Here is an 18773-nt window from a genome sequence, read left to right as displayed (position 1 = left end):
CTGCTAATTAGCTGGGCTTTTTTATTGCTCTAGAAATAAAATTTTTACCGTAGTTAGCTTGCTTGAATGGTTAAGCTTGTGCGTAGTTTGATTTGCCAGCAAGCCAGCGCTGAATCAATTTATCGGTTAGTTCTGGGTAGCCGTTTAAAATTTTGAAGGCTATTGGTCTAACATGATCGAGTGTTTGCTTATCGCGGTTGAGGTCGGCGATTTTAAATTCAGCTAGGCCTGTTTGTTTGGTACCAAGTACTTCACCTGGGCCACGAATTTCAAGATCTCGTTCTGCGATAATAAAACCATCGTTACTTTCACGCAGCACACCTAAGCGTTTTTGCGCTGTCGCTGATAATGGCGCATGATAAAGTAAAACACAGTGTGACGCTGTTGCCCCACGACCAACACGGCCGCGCAGCTGATGTAGTTGAGCAAGCCCTAATCGTTCAGGGTTTTCAATAATGATAAGGCTGGCATTGGGCACATCAACACCCACTTCAATCACCGTTGTGGCAACGAGTACATGAATATTCCCGGCTTTAAACTCACTCATGATGGCTTGTTTTTCCACGGCTTTCATCCGCCCGTGCACTAAGCCAACGTTTAATTCTGGCAATGCTGCTTTTAATTGCTCAGCGCTATCTTCTGCGGCTTGGCATTGCAGAACTTCAGATTCATCAATCAAGGTGCAAACCCAATACACTTGCCGACCTTGCTCTGTGCAGGCTGTTCTAACGCGCTGGATAATTTCGTCGCGACGGGTATCAGGAATAGCCACTGTGGTAATAGGCGTTCTACCAGGTGGTAACTCATCAATCACTGAGGTTTCTAAGTCTGCATAGGCCGTCATTGCTAATGTTCGCGGGATAGGTGTTGCAGTCATTACTAATTGGTGTGGATAACAGTCACCAAAGCGGCCTTTTTCACGCAGTGATAAGCGCTGATGAACACCAAAGCGATGTTGCTCATCAATAATAATTAATACCAGGTTGTTAAACTCAACCTGCTCTTGGAATAATGCATGGGTGCCAACAATCATTTGCGCTTCCCCAGAGGCAATTTTTTCAAGAGTCGTTGCGCGCTCTTTACCTTTACTTTTGCCACCTAACCAAGCGACTTCAATTCCTAATTGATTAAACCATTGGCTAAAGTTGATGCCATGTTGCTCTGATAAAATCTCAGTAGGTGCCATTAAAGCTACTTGGTACCCTTCGCTTATCGCGGTCAGTGCGCTGAGCGCTGCGACTAAGGTTTTACCAGAGCCTACATCGCCTTGCACTAAGCGCATCATTGGAAATGGGTGCTGCAAGTCACCTTTTATTTCTGCCACGACACGACTTTGTGCATTGGTTGGGCTAAAGGCTAAATTAGCTAAAAATTGCTGCTCAAGCTGATTATGAGGCTTTAATGCAACTGCTTTTACGGTTTGCCCTTTTTGCCGCAGCTTTAATAGGCTTAAGTTTTGGGCTAGTAACTCTTCAAACACTAGCCGTTGTTGGGCAGGGTGCATACCTTGCTCTAGAGCTGTTAAATCAATATCGTTTTGTGGGCGATGTAAAGTCATTAAAGCATCGGCTAAGCGCATTCCAGTTGGCTGAAACTGCTCTGGCAGTAGTTCTTCTACTGGGTATTTACGTAATAGAGCAAGCGCCTGATCGCTAAGTGCACGAATAGATAACTGCTTAAGACCTTCAGTAACTGGGTATACTGGTGTCAGCGTTGTGTTCGTTGGTTGCTCAGATGGGGTATCCGATAAGCTGTATTCTGGGTGTGTCATTTCAAAACCAACTCGACCACGGCGGATCTCACCAAAGCAGCGAATGATTTTACCTGTACTTAGAGCGTTTTTTTGAGCCGCACTAAAGTTAAAAAACCTGAGTGTTAAACGGCCTGTACCATCATTGACTTGGCAAACCAGCATGCGTCTTTTACCAAAGGTGATTTGGCTGGTTTCAATCGTGGCTTCAACACTAACATGACTATGAGGTTGGAGTTCGCAGATTGGGTGAATGCGGGTGCGGTCTTCATAGCGGTGAGGCAAATGAAACAGCATGTCTTGCACCGTCTCAATATTTAGCTTAGCAAGACGCTCGGCCATTTTCGGGCCGACGCCTTTTAATTCTGTAATTGGGTATAACGCTAAGCTAGGATGACTCAAAGGTGACTCAAATTATTAATTAGTAGACTGTTTTTCAGTTTACTTGCACTCGTTAGTAGCTTCAAGCGGTTGCGTGTGTTTTAAAATGTTCCAGAACGTTTCATCAGCAACAATGTCACCATTTTCATCAAGCTCAGGGTACGGCAGCTCTTTTTCGCGGCATTGTTCTGCAATAATAGGGTGGCAGCCTTCAAACAAGATACGATGCTTAATTCTGGCATCAAGCATATCTCGGTTGTAAAGCCCAGCTTCTTCCCTTTGGCGCTGTGCTTCAAATAGAATAAGCGCTGCTGCTACGGATACATTAAGAGACTGCACCATCCCTTGCATTGGGATGATGATGTTTTTATCAGCGTGAGCGAGGGCGCGTGATGAAATACCGTCTCGTTCTTGGCCAACAATGACAGCTGTTGGTTTGGTGTAGTCGATTTCGCGAAAGTCGACTGCATCATCTGTTAAGTGAGTTGCTAAAATTTGTACTTCAGGGTTGTGGGCACGCATCATGGCAACGGCCTCATCGATATCACGATGTAAGTGGGTTTCTAGCCAGTTCTTACTACCGCCTGAGGTATTGTTGGTTAACCATTTTTGATTCTCTGGCCATACAGCATGTACGTGATGGCAGCCCGTTGCGTCTGCTGTGCGGGCAATAGCAGATAAATTATGATGCTTGTGTACTTCTTCTAAACAAACCGTTAGGTCCGTTTGGCGGCGATCTAATACGCGCTTAACACGCTCAAAGCGAGTTGTATCCATAGTTGTGTGCTCGTTGACGGATTCTAATTGGCGCTGATTATACCCTAGGGAACAACAGCTCGGCTAATTGGGTTTTGTAATGAGATCAGCGTTTCTGTTGATTGAATAGCTTCGATGGCTTGTATTTTGTTAATTAACACATCTTGTAGATGATCAATTGAGCGCGCCATCACTTTGATAAATATACTGTAATTACCTGTGGTGTAATAGGCTTCGACAACCTCTTCTAGCTCTTTTAAATGCAGTAAAGTTTGCGGGTAATCACGGGCATTATTGAGATTAATGCCAATAAAGCAGCAAACATCGTAACCAAGCTGCTTGGCATCAATACTGACTTGGGTACCTGTAATAATACCCGCTTGTTTCATCTTTTCGACCCTAACATGAATGGTGCCGGCACTTACAGCAAAGCGTTTAGCAAGTTCTGCATACGCTGTTCGGGCATTTTCCATTAAAGCGTTAAGGATGTTTTTATCGAGATTATCGATTTGATAATTTTCCATGGTATTTCTTAGTGTTAATTGTTGAATCAATAATTTTTATAGCATTATTTTTATGAATATTTCAATGTTAAGTTCTTTTTATTGCGGGTTATTGAAAATAATCTTTGTTTGGTTGAGGATTGCTTTAACAGGAGGAGCCAAGCAGCGGGTTTCTCTAATTAAGCAAGTAACAATAACTGGGAATGAGGCCAATTATTATGAGTTCACACTACCTGCAGCAACAGCAGCAAATTAGTAAAGTAAAACAGTTTTTTTCAAGCCAATTAGAACAACAATTAGGGTTAGTTGAAGTACAAGCGCCGATCTTGGCAAAAGTAGGCGATGGTATTCAAGATAACTTAAGCGGTACTGAAAATGCTGTATCGGTAGCAGTGAAAACAATTCCGGGTAGCCAATTTGAAGTGGTCCACTCTTTAGCAAAGTGGAAACGTAAGACCTTGGCTGATTACGATTTTTCGGTAGGTGAAGGACTTTATACGCATATGAAAGCGCTTCGCCCTGATGAAGAATCTTTAAGCCCAATCCACTCGGTGTATGTTGACCAATGGGATTGGGAAAAAGTGATTTGCGAGAGTACAGAGCGTACCTTAGACAAACTAAAAGAAACCGTAACATCGCTTTATCAGGCGATTAAAGCAACTGAACGCTTTGTGGCTAGTGAGTTTGATTTAACCTCGTTTTTGCCCGAGCAAATCACCTTTGTACACAGTGAACAGCTACGTCAGATGTATCCTGACTTTACAGCGAAACAACGTGAAAAAGCGGTCGCACAAGAATACGGTGCGGTATTTTTAATTGGAATAGGCGGCACACTTGCCGATGGTAAAATTCATGACGTACGAGCGCCAGATTATGACGATTGGTCAACACAAACCTGTAGTAAATTTGCAGGCTTAAACGGTGATATTTTAGTTTGGAACCCAGTGCTTGAAGATGCATTTGAAATCTCTTCAATGGGGATTCGAGTAAGTCCTGATGCCTTAGCTACTCAATTAGCGATTACAGGCGACCAAGCTCGTTTAGAGTTTGATTGGCATAAACAGCTACTCGCGAAGAAGTTTCCGCAAACGATAGGTGGTGGTATTGGTCAATCACGACTCGCTATGTTGCTGTTACAAAAACAGCATATCGGGCAAGTACAAGTAGGTGTTTGGCCTGAGCAGCTAAAACAGCAAGTGGAAGGAATTCTTTAAATTAAGATTTAAAGACCCTGGTAGAAAGAGGCTTTAAGCCTCTTTTTTATTAACTAGTTTTAAATTCAACCTCGACCTTGTTTTCTTCGAGCTTCACTTTGCAAGGTGGATATTGGCGGTTAGTTAAAAGTACTTTTTCGAAAATATGAATTTCGACGCCGGAGTGTAGTTTTTTATTAACTACTAACTGCGCATCTTCCAGTAAATCATGCAAATGATGCTCTAAGCTTGATAGCTTTTTCTCAAGAGTTTCAGCTTGCTCGCAATAGTGCATTTGTGTGGCACCAATTTTTGCGAGTAATTGCTTTTTCTTTTCGGCATCTTTTACTTGATCTGCCTTTTCAATAGCAGTTTGTAAGGTATCAAGTTGCGCATCTGTTTGTGCTAAGTCTTTTAAGCACTGATCTGTTTGCGCGGTTACATCAGCACCTGAAGCGGCTAAGTTAATCACCATTTTAGCACCCGATTCATTGCCAATTTCGCCAGCAATAATCATTTGTGCATCTAAGATTTCTCCGCCGAATAGCTTGCCTTGCGGATTATCTTCTTGGCCTATTTGCAACAGCTTAGTGGCTTTCATCGTACAATGGCTGGCTTGGCGCTCAATGAGAATATTATTGGCTTCAAGATAGCAGTATTGACCATGTGATAAGTGAATGTCACCTTGGCTGATGATATTACATGATAACTTTTTATCTTCGAGCTGGTGGCCAATCACGCCTTGTTTTATGGTGATATCGCCAGCCGCTGATAAATGACCAGACTCTACAGTACCCATAACAGTTATATCGCCTTTGGCATTAATACGCATGCCTGGTTCAACGTTATGAGTCACAATGACGCTGCCTTCAAAGTCTACGTGACCACTTTTTACGTTTACATCGGCAATAGTAAAAATATCATCAACACGCATGCCATTGGCAATATCAACAGGGACACCGGCAATGACAGAAATGAGTTCAAGTGGATTATTTTTAGATATTTCGGTACCTTCACCAGCAACTAATGTACTGCTCTCACCTGGTTTGGCTGGCAGTACATCACCGGTGACAGTAAAGCCTTCTTTACCAGGAGTTGCCGGAATTTGTTTAACTAGTAATACGCCAGGCTCTACGCTCGCTAATTTACCAAAGTCACGCATATCGGCAGTGCCATCCTCTCGTAGCTTTGGTTTTTTTAGGCGATCTTTTAAGGTCTCAACTTGTGGTACAAATTTGGATGGTTGACCATCAATAGGCAAGCGACCTTTCGCTAGCACCCCTTTAGCTACTTCTCCTGCGGGTAATTCAAATTGCTTCTGTAGTAATTGTTCTAAAAAGGTTTGTTTGTAACCTCGGGCTACTCCAGCTTTGATAAGCTCTTTCTTCGCTTCTTCAAGGCTCATTACTTTACCGCCTTCAGCGACGGTTAGCTCGCCTGTAGCCAGCATTTTATCATCGCTCAAAGTTACAACTAAGCTTGCATCATGTTTAGAAGCGACCACAAGCATGCGCTCATTAGAGTCACTTTTGAAGAAATTATTGATAGCTTCATGATCCACTCTGCATTCACAAAATGGTGACTTTTCTAATGCTTCGATAATAAACGCAGCACTAGGAGGCGAGTTTTCATGAACATCTAATAAAACGTTGCCGTTGTGAGCGAGCTTAAACACTTGTAATCCTTTTTTACTACTCTAGCTAAAGGTTTTATTAATTATAACAACAGAGTGCTAGAGAATTGCTTATGAGTCAAGAATTTCGGATGAGGAAAGTGGTAAGTTTTTCTAAAATAGCGCCAGCAACATTGCGTTGCTGGCAAGGAGCTATTAGTTTGTTGACGGTAGCTCCATGATACCGTCAATCTCAACTTGAACGCCTTTTGGTAACGCACGTACGCCAATTGCTGCGCGAGCAGGGTATGGCTGCTTAAAGTACTGACTCATTACTTCGTTAACGATAGCGAAGTTAGATAAGTCAGTTAAAAAGATATTTACTTTCACCATGTCTTGAATTTGACCGCCAGCAGCTTGGCAAACAGCTGTTAGGTTTTTGAATACTTGGTGGGTTTGTTCAGTAAAATCTTCAGAGATAACTTCCATTGTTTCTGGTACAAGTGGAATTTGACCTGATAAATAAACAGCCGTGCCTACTTTAACAGCTTGACTATAAGTACCGATAGCAGCAGGTGCATTATCAGTAGAAATAAAAGATTTGTTCATGATTATCCTTGTTACTTTTTACGATAGACTCTTTGCACATCAGGCATAACGCGAATGCGGCGCATAATATTAGCAACATGAACGCGGTTTTTTACCGTGATGCCTAAATCTATCATGTATAAATTACTTTCTTTTTCGTCAGTCGCTATCTCAACAATGTTGGCTTGGGTTGAGGCAACAACATTGGTTAATTTAGCTAGCGCACCTTGGTGGTTGATAATCTCAATACGAAGGGCTGCAATATATTCTTTCTCTGGGTTATCGTCCCATTTTACAACCAGGTATTTTGAGCGCTCTTTTTCCCAACCACGAATATTTTTACATTCTTGGCGGTGGACAGTAAGGCCTTTACCTTGGCTAATATAAGCTGTTATAGCGTCGCCAGGCACTGGGCGGCAGCATTTAGAGTAGTTAACCAACATGCCTTCAGTGCCGATGATGGTTGCTTTTGCTTTTTGCGCTAGGTCATCAAGATCGCCGGCATCAACTTGCATCAAGCGTTTCGCTATCAGCACACTCATTAAGTTACCAGAACCAATTTCAACTAATAGCTCAAGCACTGTATTTAGTTCATGCTCTTGAAGTACTCGGCGAATGTTTTCATCTGGAATATCATCCAGTTTGGTTTCACCTAGAGCTGAGTCGAGTAAACGTCTACCGAGCAACATTGCTTCTTCATGCTGCTGACTCTTCAGGTAATTGCGAATACCTAAACGCGCTTTACCTGTAACAACAAAGTTTAACCAAGTTGCATTCGGGTGTGCGCCTGAGCTGGTGATGATTTCGACCGTTTGTCCTGTATCAAGAGGCTTGCTCAGAGGGTGAGGTTTACGATTAACACGTGCACCCACACAAGTATTACCAACATCAGTATGCACTGCGTACGCAAAGTCGACAGCTGTTGCGCCCATAGGGAGCTCAACTATACGGCCATCTGGCGTGAATACATAAATCTCTTCAGGGAACAGCTCTGTTTTAACGTTTTCAACAAACTCAAAAGATGAGCCTGCACTTTGTTGAAGTTCCAATAAGCTTTGCATCCATTGGCGAGCACGCTGCTGTGCTGTATTACCTGCATTATCACCGGCTTTTTTATACATCCAGTGAGCAGCAACCCCTTTGTCTGCCATGTGATCCATATCGTGGGTACGGATTTGAATCTCTACAGGAATACCATGAGGGCCAACTAGTGAGGTATGAAGTGACTGATAGCCATTAGTTTTTGGTACTGCAATATAATCTTTAAAACGGGTTTCGATTGGCTTGTAAAGGTTATGAGCAACACCTAATACGCGGTAACAGGTATCCATATTATCAACATTGATACGGAATGCGTAGATATCCATTACTTCGTTAAACGACAGCTCTTTATTGAGCATTTTCTTATAAATACTATATAGGTGTTTTTCACGGCCAGATATAGTCGCTTCGATGCCAGATTCTTCTAAGCGCGCTTCAATTTCAGTTTTAATATTACTGATAACTTCTTTTCGGTTACCACGTGCTTTGACGACTTCTGATCTTAATGCGCGATGACGCATAGGGTAAAGGGCTTGAAAACCTAAATCTTCTAATTCATTTTTAATATCATGAATACCTAGGCGGTTCGCAATTGGTGCATAAATCTCTAGCGTTTCACGGGCAATTCGGCGGCGTTTATCTGGACGCAGCGCGCCTAAGGTGCGCATGTTATGGGTTCTATCAGCCAGTTTTATTAAGATCACGCGAATATCTTGGGTCATCGCCATGATCATTTTTCGATAGTTTTCGGCTTGGAATTCTTTTTTATCTTTAAAGCTAAGTTTATCTAGCTTACTCACCCCTTCAACAAGCTCAGCAACTGTGTCGCCAAAAATTTCAGCTAAGTCTTGTTGGCTAAAGTCGGTGTCTTCAATCACGTCATGCATCAGGGCAGCCATCAGCGTTTCGTGATCTAGGTGCATGCCAGCGAGTACTTGTGTCACTTCGACAGGGTGGGTGATATAAGGCTCGCCACTTGAGCGAGTTTGGCCTTCGTGGGCTTCGCGAGCTACCACGTATGCTTTTTGTACCAGCTCAATCTCTGCTGGTGGTAAGTATTCGGATATTTTCTTTTTGAGGCCTTCGAATAGATACAAAGTCACACTCCAATGCGCAAATGAAGTAAATCGGTAACGGTATGAATAGAATATACGATGAAAAGAAGGGCTTGCCAACGGCTAGTGTAGAAATACTAGCCGTATAGCTAAATCAAAGCGGGGAGCTTGATTACTGGTTGCCACCTACGATAGCAGCCACAGCAGCCATTTCTGCTGCTTCTTGATGTTGTTGTTCTTCACGATCAATTAAGTCCATAGAAGAGCTATCAACTAGCCCTTTCTCAATTTCACGTAAAGCAATAACCGTTGGTTTGTCATTTTCAGCATCAACGAGTGGATCTTTACCACCAACCGCGATTTGGCGGGCACGACGAGCCGCAACTAAAATTAAGTCAAAACGATTACCAATTGCATCTACTGCATCTTCAACAGTTACGCGAGCCATCTCAGCACTCCAAATAAATTCTTAAGCAAAGGCGTAGTTTACTGTACCAAGTTAAATTCGCCAATAGCTTGTGGTTAATTTTTATCTTATTCTTAAAAGTATTATTTAAGTAAGTTCTCTAATAACGCCTGATGGCGCAAAGTTTGGCTTTTTAACGATAAACGTTTAGCCATGACAATGGTTTCGATTTCAGCAAGCGCAGTATCAAAGTCATCGTTCACAACAACATAGTCATACTCATTATAGTGTGATGTTTCTGATTGTGCTTTCGCCATTCTTCCTGCGATTACCTCAGCAGAGTCTTGACCACGGTTATTTAAACGTGATTCTAGTTCTTCTTTTGATGGTGGAAGTATGAAGATAGTCTCAACATCATCTACTAATTTACGAATTTGCTGAGCACCTTGCCAATCAATATCTAAAAATACATCAATACCTGCAGCAAGTTGGCTTTCGATTGCTTGCTTAGACGTACCATAGTAGTTATCAAAAACTTGCGCCCATTCAAAAAAGTCATTTTTCTCAATTAGCGCTTTGAAGTCATCCACAGACACAAAATGATAGTGCACACCGTTTTCTTCACCCGGACGAGGTGAGCGAGTGGTGTGCGAAACCGATACTTTCATATCGCCGTGTTTCTTTAATAAAGCACCAATTAAGCTTGATTTACCAGCCCCTGATGGAGCTGACAAGATAAATAAATTTCCGCGAGTTTGCGCCATGATTTGTCTCTAATAAAAAATAAACAGGCTCGGACTATCACTAATCCAAGCCTTTAATTCATCTATTGTACTTTATTTCGCTAAAAGTGCTCAAGTTTGCCTGCTTTTAGCCTTTTCAAAACAAAAGACCCAGCAGATGCTGGGTCTTATAAAAATGCTGTAAAGCGTGATTATTCAATATTCTGGTTCTGTTCGCAAAGCGAAATAAAATACCCAATATAATTCATATGGTTTAAATCACCCTTAAATAAACTTTCGACTTCTGCCCACCAACAATAAGTTATTGGAAAGCTAGTCTACGTTAAGATTTGGCTTCGGCATCTTGAATAGAGGATTCATTTTCGCTTTTCAATTGTTTCTTTTCAGTGGCTTGCGGCGGCTCATAGTCTTTCTTATCTAACGATTGCATTTTTTCATCAATTGATTTTTCTAGCTTTTGTAAAGTACCTATATGTTTTTTTACATTTTCTTCCAATACTTTTAATTCATCGAGCCTGTTAGTTAGTTCAGTATCAGAATAATCCCACTTTTTATGTATGTCATATACGTTAAAGTACACAATTAGAGCAGGGCTAAAAATTAAGGCTAATAAAGCAAATAAGATTGTCCTAAAATTTTTCCATTCACTTTCAATCTTATCTATTTTTTCCTTAGTTCTTTCTAAAATTTGCCCCCCTTTGGATACTGCTACTGTTGATGGCATGAAATCTTTTAATTTAGTTTTACCTTGATACTTATCCCTATACCCTAAGTCCAAACCTGCTGTTGTTACAAACTCAATTGTCGCAAAATGATCACCTTCAGATATACCGACAGGCACATCACTTCCGTTATAGAGCATGCAAAATAGTGCACCTCTATAACCTGGATCTATTTGAGGTCCATTCGAAAGTATTACACCTTGAAAAAACAATGAGTTTTTGAGGTCAAATCTGGCTGTAATGAAACTCGGAAGACATGCAGTTTCCACAGAACTGACAATAGCATATGAATAGGGCGGTATTTTCAAAACAGGGTTTTCATCTGTTAGTTTGCAGAACTCCCCTTGACACCAATGGTCTGTGCCTAACCTTAAATCATAGCTTGCTGGTGAAATCTTATTTGTTGTGTTGTTTAAAAGGGAGTTTCCTAATAGCATTCTTGAGAGAATTGATTTTGGAATGACACCGCCTCTAGACGCAAGGCATTCGAAGATAGCTTCTGTCGCCTCGAATACATTATCTTTATCACCACTCAACAAAACATCGCAGTTTTTGACAACTTCTCTTTGGGCTTTAAACTCTAATTCACTTAGCTCCCGACTTTTATCTTGAACCCTTTGTTTTTGCTGCTTTATTGAGTTCACAGTATCAAGGCCAATTGTCAATGTTTGCCCTTCATATCTATTTCTAAAAGTTACTAATTTTTCTATCTCTCCAGGATCAAAAACGGTCACGCGATAAGTAGTATCGGTATCTAGTTCAGAGTTAAGCATTCCATATTTTTCTTGCCCCAATTCGATCGACCATGCATAGTCACTTTCTATCCAGTCTGATGTGAAATGATATTCATCATCATCCTTCCCTCTTGGTTTTCTAGTCGTGGAGGGCTTTAGAGCCTTGATATTATTTTTAGAGCCTTTAAGTTTATTTATTAAAGTGCTTTTACCTGCCCCCCTAACACCTACTATAAAAACTAACAGACTCATAGAATCATTCCTTTGAGAATATGTTGATTGTTTCTTGCTTGATTGAGGTCCATGATTGTCTTGTTTTTTTTTGACAAATCGATCTATCCATTTCAAAAATACTCTTCCAACCATTTTCCTGTAGAGACTCCGTCATCATTTTAATTCCTATTTCTCGACCATGATCTTTATGTGGCAAAATAGTAACCATCAACCCATTGCCCATAATATCAGCTTGTTTTAGAGCTGAATCTGCTAATTGTTCAGCCCAAATGGTTCGGGAATTAGCCTTTGCTCTTCTGCGCCTAGCTCCTATTTCACCATTACACAGATTTTGTATATCTACTTCATTGTATCCTAAATAGAACAAAGACAGCTTTTGAGCATATATATAATCAATAGCATCTCCGTAAGGAGGAGAAGTCACCATTAATGTTGGTTTTGTCTCAGGGCTGTTAGCTGGTAAATCATTTAAATTCCAATTATGCAATGAACACCAATACTGTACTCCGCTTGAAGTCTTAGGAGCTATTAACTGAGTATTCTCTATATTACTTGAGAGTTTCTTTAACCATTTTCCCAGCTGAACAGAAACTTTTTTACGTACCTTTATTTTAGGAAAACAGTTGTCAGCAATATGCCCCCAGCTTTTGTTTTGCGAGCAAATCGCCCTAAGGTTAGAAGAAATCATTCCTTCTACAAATAATCTATAAAATGCACAGTCAGAAAAACTATTTAATTTCTCATGTAGGTTAATGAGTTCTTCTAGAGTATCATTATGCACCCACTGCCCTAGGAGCTGTATATTTGGTTCATTTTTCCTAAGGCTTCTATTGAGTTCATCTGGCTTTGGGTTCATTTGAGAACTTAATGATAAACTTATTGTTCTCAACTCTTCCTTTTCCAATGTAGAATCAAAATCAAGAACTAAGGTACCTTCAGGTGTTGTATCCAATTGCTTATGGACGACATCTATAAAATATTTAACCTTCTTTGGTGATTGTCTTTTTAATAGAATCAATGCCGCATGCAAATAACTATTCAATATGCCTATTGGATTAATATCAACAACCCAAGATTTTCGTCCCAATCTCAAAGATTCAGCAGCACTAGTTCCAGAACCACCGTAGGGGTCAAATACAATTTCATCCGTTGTGCATAATGCTTGTATTATTGCAGATGGTAATTGGGCAGGAAAAGTTCCTGGATACCAATGAGTTGAACTAGTCAGTCCTTTTTGCCTTACAGGAAAATCCCAGTCAATAGCTTCTAGCTGCCTTTCTATTTTATTATTAATCACAAAAATTCCAACTGAACATTTTCACTCTCTGAAATAGGGTCTTCTATTTCTTGAATATTTTTCGCACCAAATCCTTCTAAAGTTACCTTAACAACCCTTTTTAGTGTCTCATTAAATTTAGGTGTACCTCCAATTTCTCTTGGTACAAATACGCCTAACAGTAACTTGTTACTATGTTTACCTATAATTTCAACTTTTCCAGACTCTCTAACTTTTACTGAAATAGCACGCTCTGTTTTTTTACTATCCAAAATTGGATGAATAATTAGATCAATATTTAAAGCTAATAAATCAGATAATTTTTGTTTTAGTTTTTCTTCTAACATTATTTTTGTTTCTAAGGTTGAGAACTCTTTGTATATCGATATCTTTTGAGTAGCACCTATAAAGATTGGCTCATATAGTTCTCCGCATCGAATACGTTTAATGATTTCACCCACTTCCTGTGCGTCGCCTACAGATACTTTCTCCAGGTGTCCGAACAATTCCAAGTCTGTCTTAATCCACGAATCAGTACCTATAAGGTCGTGCTTAACGGAAAGTTCCATAGCCTTAGTTAACATTGCTTTCGCTGAAAACTCTGCCCAATCCAATAACAATAACTCATATAATCTTTTTCTTATTCCCTGCCACCTTTCTACCAATGGGATTGAAGCTCGCGATATTTCTAAAATTCCTTCTTTTGCGTTCATATCCCTTGCTAACTCTAGCGCAATACATGCATCACTTTTATCTGCTACACCAACATGGTAAGCCAACCTAACTACATTATCTAAATTGTCTAAATCTAAAGTTCCAGAAATTAAAGGGCCTAAATCACCATCTCCTTTGATCAACCCTGTTATTGAGCTCCATTGGCTTGACAATAGGTTGGCCATTCTAAAAGGACGGCCACAAAAACTAGCGTTTATATCTATTGATTGGTGATATTTGCTGAGTGTGCCATGGTTTAAATCATCATGGATAAACTCTTCCTCAGTCTCATTATCCTCTAATACATATTGTAGTGAATGACCAAACGGACCTGTTTGAAAATCATGTAAAAATGCTGCTGCACATATATTCAGATGTTCTTGTTTAGTCCTTTTTTTACCTCTATGCTCACACCACTCCTTAGCCAGTCTCAAAACTCCAACAACATGTTCAAATCTTGAAATTTCAGATGCCCCTGTGATTAACATTGAATTTATGTTGCACAATCTTACGTAGCGAAGGCGTTGAATTTCAGGGGCACTTAAAATTTCATACTCTTCTTCAGAGAGTTTTGTTACACCATATAGTGGGTCGTATACTCTTTTATGACTGTTGTTCATCAATAAACTCTCGAGTAGCTAAGATACCAGAAATAGCCGCCTGTAATAGACCTCTAGCGTGACCTGATGAATCACCTAAACAATAAACTGCGTTCAGACTAGTTTTAAATGTACCAGGCAAGGAATAAGTATTCCAATGCCAGTCTATTAAGGGTAAGTGAACATAATGCTCTTCATTCCAATCAACTAATCCTTCATCAAATAAATACTGCCCAAACTGATTAAGTTTATCTCTTACTTGACTACCGTAAATTCTTTCGATAATACTTTCTGATGAGCCAAGCATACTACCTTTCGCATGATAACTTTCTTCAATTTCTGAAGAGGAAACACTTTGCAAGTTCTCATTAATGATTTCTAACGAGCTAGCTTTATCTGAAAGTCGGCAAAGAATTCCAACATTCGCTCCAGTCGTATCGTCTGTAGTAATGATACCACCAGGAATTGAAGTATCCATGTACGGGTAGCGGTAAATTGCTCCGGGAACATTTAAACAGAATGTTCTACAGTCATTGTGTATAATTTTCGCATCTGGGCCAAGTTGTCTTAACTTTTTCAGCCCATTGATGTCTTTAAATTCAATACGAACCCCTAAATCTAGACCTTTAATTGAAGTGTGCTTTGCTCCCGAGAGTGACAATATATCACTACCTAATCGTCCCCCTGCATAAAAAACATTTCGACATAAGATCAATTCATCACTTTGGCCAAGACTATAGTGAATGTTATATAGAGAATCTTGAGATACTATTTTGGTGCAATCTCCCTTAATAACCCGAATGTTCTCTTTAAATAGCAACTTTTCTAAGTCATGGAGCAAATCTTCTATTTCATTGGGACTCAAAACTAAAGAGTCATACTCCCGTAATGTTCCCATATCCATTGAAGTGTCTTCGGAACTGCTTGAATTATTAAATTCTAAGTTTAAGTACTTTGCAACTTCCGAAATTGAGTCCCATATTTCGGATTCATCTTTTGCTACCTTTAACAGCCCTAACCCTGCGGGAGGTAATGAAAATTTAGCCCCCGAAAATTTGGTAAACCCACCAATTGACCCATTCGATTGAGGTAGAGGTTTGTCAATTATAACTGGATCAAATCCAAATTCTTTTAATTTGAGTGCAGCAATACTTCCAGCAAGGCCCCCACCTACAATTACTATTTCTTCCATTAAATAAATTCCGAAAAATAAAATGTGTTACTAAGAATTAAATTGTAAAAATAACATTTATATGAGACATAATGCCATAAACCAGATCAACAAACCCATTTTTTATACTAAAGTAACGGAAAATAAACTTTGGGTGTCTTTAGACCCTTTTTCTTAACTGCAGATGTTGCTGGTAATTTACGCTTACAAACTAGGAATAATTTACCACCTAATTTTGTGCATCGTGAACAACTAGAATTATCTGTTGTGCTTCAATGAAACCGGACACTAATTTAGGTGGTATTATTACGACCCAAACAGAGGTCGTTCTATTACAAAACAACGTCGCTCTTTTTCTCAAGAGTTTAAACTTAATTCAGCAAAACTAGTCCTTGATGATGGATACTCATTTCCAGAAGCTGCTCGTTCACTAGAAGTCGGTGAAACAGCCCTTCGACGTTGGGTTAAGCAATTACAAGAAGAGCGTAGTGGTACAACACCAAATTCTAAAGCGCTTACTCCTGAGCAGCTTAGAATTCAGGAGCTTGAAGCTAAAGTTAATCGGCTTGAAAGAGAGAAAACAATTTTAAAAAAGGCTACCGCTCTCTTAATGTCAGACGAGATAAACAATATTCGTTGATAGACCAATTAAGTGAGCATGAGTTAGTGGAAATGGTCTGTAGCGTATTGAATGTTCCGCGTTCGAGTTATTACGATTTTAAGCAGCGTGTGACATCAATTAAACTTGAAGAGGTGCAGCTTAGATCAACGATTAATGAGTTATTTTCACTCAGTCGTGGAGCTGCTGGTAGCCGTATGTTGGCAGTGATGCTAAAAGAAGCTGATTTACCTGTAGGCGTTTTTAAGGTACGCCGTATCATGCGTGATATGGGGTTGGTCTGTAAACAACCTGGGCTTCATTCATATAAATTAGCGACGGCGGAGCGGCCAAATATTCCAAACAAACTTAATCGTGAGTTTAAAGTAAATAGCGCAAATCAAGTTTGGTGTGGGGGTATCACCTATATTTGGACGGGTAAAAAATGGTCTTATTTGGCTGTTATTATCGATTTGTTTGCTCGCCGTGTAGTTGGCTGGGCAATGTCTGATAAGCTTGACACTGACTTAGTTATTAAAGCATTAGATAAAGCATGCGAACATCGCAAGAAGGTTTCAACAAAGACTGTGGCGTTACCGGATAGAGCAAAGTATTTGTCGCAGAGGGAATTGTTTGGGCAGGGGCGTCTATTTAGATGTTTAAAAACAGAATGGGTTCCCTGATTAGGTTATAGTAATTATCAATAGGCTGAAAAAGATATTAGTAATTATTTGATGAATTATTATAACTGACGAAGGCCACATAGCCATAATCAAATGGTTGCCCCTGCTATAGCAGAAGAAAAACTTAATTCACTGTCCGGAATTAGTTGACCACAACAAAGCACCCAATATGGAGTAGCACCTTTCCTTACCGCAAAATAAAAAAACGCTCGAACAGGGGGCCTTTTAGATTCACCTTTCAAATACGTCTGTATTTGCTTAGCTGTAAAAATCCTCAAGTGCCCACCAAAAATAGTACAAAACCTGAGAACATACAGGTACAGAAAAGCTCCGAAAAATGAGGCTTAATTTATTATTCAGAACAAATGCTGACACATGAAAAATTTATTCAATATTCTGAATTTGTTCGCGCATCTGCTCAATTAACACTTTTAGCTCTACCGCAGCGTTAGTGATGTCACTGTTGATAGATTTTGATGCTAACGTGTTTGCTTCACGGTTAAACTCTTGCATCATGAAATCAAGACGTCGACCACATGCGCCGCCTTTAGTTAAGATTTTTTTGGTTTCTTTAACATGCGACTTTAATCGGTCAAGTTCTTCAGCAACATCTTGTTTTTGTGCAAGGTAAATAAGTTCTTGCTCAAGGCGAGATTCGTCGATGTCTGTTTTTAGTTCTTCAAGCTTTAGGTTTAGTTTTTCACGTTGCCATTTAGCGATTTCTGGTAAGTGGCTTTCAACAATAGCAACCTGCTCTAAAATTGCATCAAGGCGAGTCGCAATCATTTCTTGTAAGTTCGCACCTTCATCGCCGCGAGCTTGTTTGAAATCTTCAATTACTTGGTCAAACCCTGCAATTAGCGCAGTGTTTACGCTATCCATATCTAGCTCTTCGGCTTCCATAACGCCAGGCCAACGTAAAATATCAACGGGGTTGATGTCACCGTTACTTTGGCTTTGCACCCATTGTGCGCTTTTAATTAATTGCTCTGCGAGTGATTCGTTAATCGTTAACTCACCAACATGCGCTGGATTTGCAGCAAACTTTAAGAAAACTTCAACTTTACCGCGCTGTAAATGTTTACGTAAACGCTCTCGAATAACTGGCTCCATGCCACGAAATTGCTCAGGTGCGCGGATAAAAGTCTCAAGGTAACGTTGGTTAACTGAACGAATTTCCCAAGTGCCAGTGCCCCATTCGCCTTTAATTTCGCGGCGCGCATAAGCTGTCATGCTGTGGATCATGGATGATTTCCTAGTGTTATTGAATTTACAAAGTTGACTGATTATACCGAATCAGCTTTTAACCTCTAGCGTAAATTTTCTGAAATGTGTTTTTCTGATGTAGTTAATTATGTAAATGAACATGGCATCTAGCACCACATCGACTTATAATGTGGCAAATTCAGAATTAAGGGGATCGTTAATGCGTCCAAGCGAAAGAACACCTAACCAAATTAGACCGGTTACATTTACACGTAATTACACTATGCATGCTGAAGGTTCAGTATTAGTAGAGTTTGGAAACACTAAAGTTTTGTGTACAGCAACTGTTGAAGCAGGTGTACCACGCTTTATGAAGGGCCAAGGTAAAGGTTGGGTTACGGCTGAATACGGTATGTTACCTCGTTCAACACATACTCGTAATGGTCGTGAGGCAGCGCGCGGTAAGCAGGGCGGTCGTACTATGGAAATTCAACGCTTAATCGCACGTGCACTGCGTGCAGCGGTTGACTTAAAAGCGTTAGGCGAAAATACCATTACTATCGATTGTGATGTGATTCAAGCTGATGGTGGTACGCGCACAGCATCAATCAGTGGCGCGTGCGTTGCATTAGTTGATGCGCTAACTTATATGCGTAGTAAAGGTATGATCAATTCAAACCCACTTAAGCATATGATTGCTGCAATCTCTGTAGGTGTATATAAAGGCCAGCCAATTAGTGACCTTGAGTATCTAGAAGATTCTGAAGCCGAAACAGATATGAACGTGATTTTGACTGAAACTGGCAAA

At 40.2% G+C, this 18773-nt stretch carries 15 protein-coding genes and 1 pseudogene (1 of these 16 running past the window's edge); 3 read left to right on the top strand and 13 right to left on the bottom strand.

Annotation, left to right across the window (positions count from 1 at the left end):
* Positions 1-70: 70 nt before the first annotated feature.
* The 3 genes from recG to asnC are packed head-to-tail and all read right to left on the bottom strand — an operon-like array spanning position 71 to position 3411.
* The gene (gene recG / locus EVU92_RS01510) at positions 71-2152 is read right to left on the bottom strand and encodes an ATP-dependent DNA helicase RecG (RefSeq protein WP_130049732.1); all 2082 of its coding nucleotides are present in this window, start codon (positions 2150-2152) and stop codon (positions 71-73) included.
* A 39-nt stretch (positions 2153-2191) separates the two neighbouring features.
* Positions 2192-2908: a tRNA (guanosine(18)-2'-O)-methyltransferase TrmH gene (gene trmH / locus EVU92_RS01505; protein WP_130049731.1), complete on the bottom strand. Its 717-nt coding sequence runs from the start codon at positions 2906-2908 to the stop codon at positions 2192-2194.
* A gap of 44 nt (positions 2909-2952) precedes the next feature.
* Positions 2953-3411 (bottom strand): transcriptional regulator AsnC, encoded by a 459-nt coding sequence (gene asnC, locus EVU92_RS01500; RefSeq protein ID WP_054554220.1) that lies wholly within the window; start codon positions 3409-3411, stop codon positions 2953-2955.
* Positions 3412-3608: 197 nt separating this feature from the next.
* On the opposite strand from asnC, the gene asnA reads away from it, so the two are divergent.
* On the top strand, positions 3609-4604 hold the full coding sequence (gene asnA, locus EVU92_RS01495) for an aspartate--ammonia ligase (protein ID WP_130049730.1): 996 nt from the start codon (positions 3609-3611) through the stop codon (positions 4602-4604).
* 49 nt (positions 4605-4653) lie between these two features.
* Here the strand turns inward: asnA and EVU92_RS01490 are convergent, their stop codons facing one another.
* The 9 genes from EVU92_RS01490 to EVU92_RS01450 all read right to left on the bottom strand — a co-directional run bounded on the left by EVU92_RS01490 (position 4654) and on the right by EVU92_RS01450 (position 15499).
* The gene (locus EVU92_RS01490) at positions 4654-6258 is read right to left on the bottom strand and encodes a FapA family protein (protein WP_130049729.1); all 1605 of its coding nucleotides are present in this window, start codon (positions 6256-6258) and stop codon (positions 4654-4656) included.
* 153 nt (positions 6259-6411) lie between these two features.
* Positions 6412-6804, bottom strand: a complete 393-nt coding sequence (locus tag EVU92_RS01485) for a RidA family protein (protein WP_054554223.1) — start codon at positions 6802-6804, stop codon at positions 6412-6414.
* An 11-nt stretch (positions 6805-6815) separates the two neighbouring features.
* A complete protein-coding gene (spoT, locus tag EVU92_RS01480; protein ID WP_130049728.1) occupies positions 6816-8921 on the bottom strand; it encodes a bifunctional GTP diphosphokinase/guanosine-3',5'-bis pyrophosphate 3'-pyrophosphohydrolase in 2106 nt (701 codons plus the stop codon).
* A 130-nt stretch (positions 8922-9051) separates the two neighbouring features.
* Positions 9052-9327: a DNA-directed RNA polymerase subunit omega gene (gene rpoZ / locus EVU92_RS01475; protein ID WP_054554225.1), complete on the bottom strand. Its 276-nt coding sequence runs from the start codon at positions 9325-9327 to the stop codon at positions 9052-9054.
* A gap of 101 nt (positions 9328-9428) precedes the next feature.
* Positions 9429-10049: a guanylate kinase gene (gene gmk, locus EVU92_RS01470; RefSeq protein ID WP_130049727.1), complete on the bottom strand. Its 621-nt coding sequence runs from the start codon at positions 10047-10049 to the stop codon at positions 9429-9431.
* A gap of 301 nt (positions 10050-10350) precedes the next feature.
* Positions 10351-11736 (bottom strand): GTPase, encoded by a 1386-nt coding sequence (locus tag EVU92_RS01465; protein ID WP_168989994.1) that lies wholly within the window; start codon positions 11734-11736, stop codon positions 10351-10353.
* A gap of 4 nt (positions 11737-11740) precedes the next feature.
* A complete protein-coding gene (locus EVU92_RS01460) occupies positions 11741-13015 on the bottom strand; it encodes a DNA methyltransferase (protein ID WP_168989993.1) in 1275 nt (424 codons plus the stop codon).
* Positions 13012-14328 carry an HD domain-containing protein gene (locus EVU92_RS01455; protein ID WP_130049724.1) on the bottom strand — a complete coding sequence of 439 codons (1317 nt, stop codon included), beginning with the start codon at positions 14326-14328 and terminating at the stop codon, positions 13012-13014. The genes EVU92_RS01460 and EVU92_RS01455 overlap by 4 nt, the downstream gene beginning before the upstream one ends.
* Positions 14312-15499 carry a hypothetical protein gene (locus EVU92_RS01450; protein WP_130049723.1) on the bottom strand — a complete coding sequence of 396 codons (1188 nt, stop codon included), beginning with the start codon at positions 15497-15499 and terminating at the stop codon, positions 14312-14314. Before EVU92_RS01450 ends, EVU92_RS01455 begins: the two co-directional genes overlap by 17 nt.
* Positions 15500-15809: 310 nt before the next feature.
* Here EVU92_RS01450 and EVU92_RS01445 point away from each other — a divergent pair.
* Positions 15810-16909 (top strand): annotated as a pseudogene (locus EVU92_RS01445) (IS3 family transposase).
* Positions 16910-17143: 234 nt separating this feature from the next.
* On the opposite strand, the gene EVU92_RS01440 reads toward EVU92_RS01445, so the two are convergent.
* On the bottom strand, positions 17144-18004 hold the full coding sequence (locus EVU92_RS01440) for a YicC/YloC family endoribonuclease (protein ID WP_130049722.1): 861 nt from the start codon (positions 18002-18004) through the stop codon (positions 17144-17146).
* A gap of 181 nt (positions 18005-18185) precedes the next feature.
* Here EVU92_RS01440 and rph point away from each other — a divergent pair, with 181 nt between their 5' ends.
* Positions 18186-18773 carry the 5' portion of a ribonuclease PH gene (gene rph, locus EVU92_RS01435; protein WP_130049721.1) on the top strand. The gene runs 126 nt beyond the window's last position, so only the first 588 of its 714 coding nucleotides appear in the window; it begins with the start codon at positions 18186-18188; its stop codon lies beyond the right edge, outside the window.

Origin of the sequence: Pseudoalteromonas sp. MEBiC 03485 (assembly GCF_004195145.1) — a bacterium.
Lineage (GTDB): Bacteria > Pseudomonadota > Gammaproteobacteria > Enterobacterales > Alteromonadaceae > Pseudoalteromonas > Pseudoalteromonas apostichopi.
The sequence above is the reverse complement of the archived record's forward strand: the minus strand, read 5'-3'. Positions and strand labels throughout refer to the sequence as shown.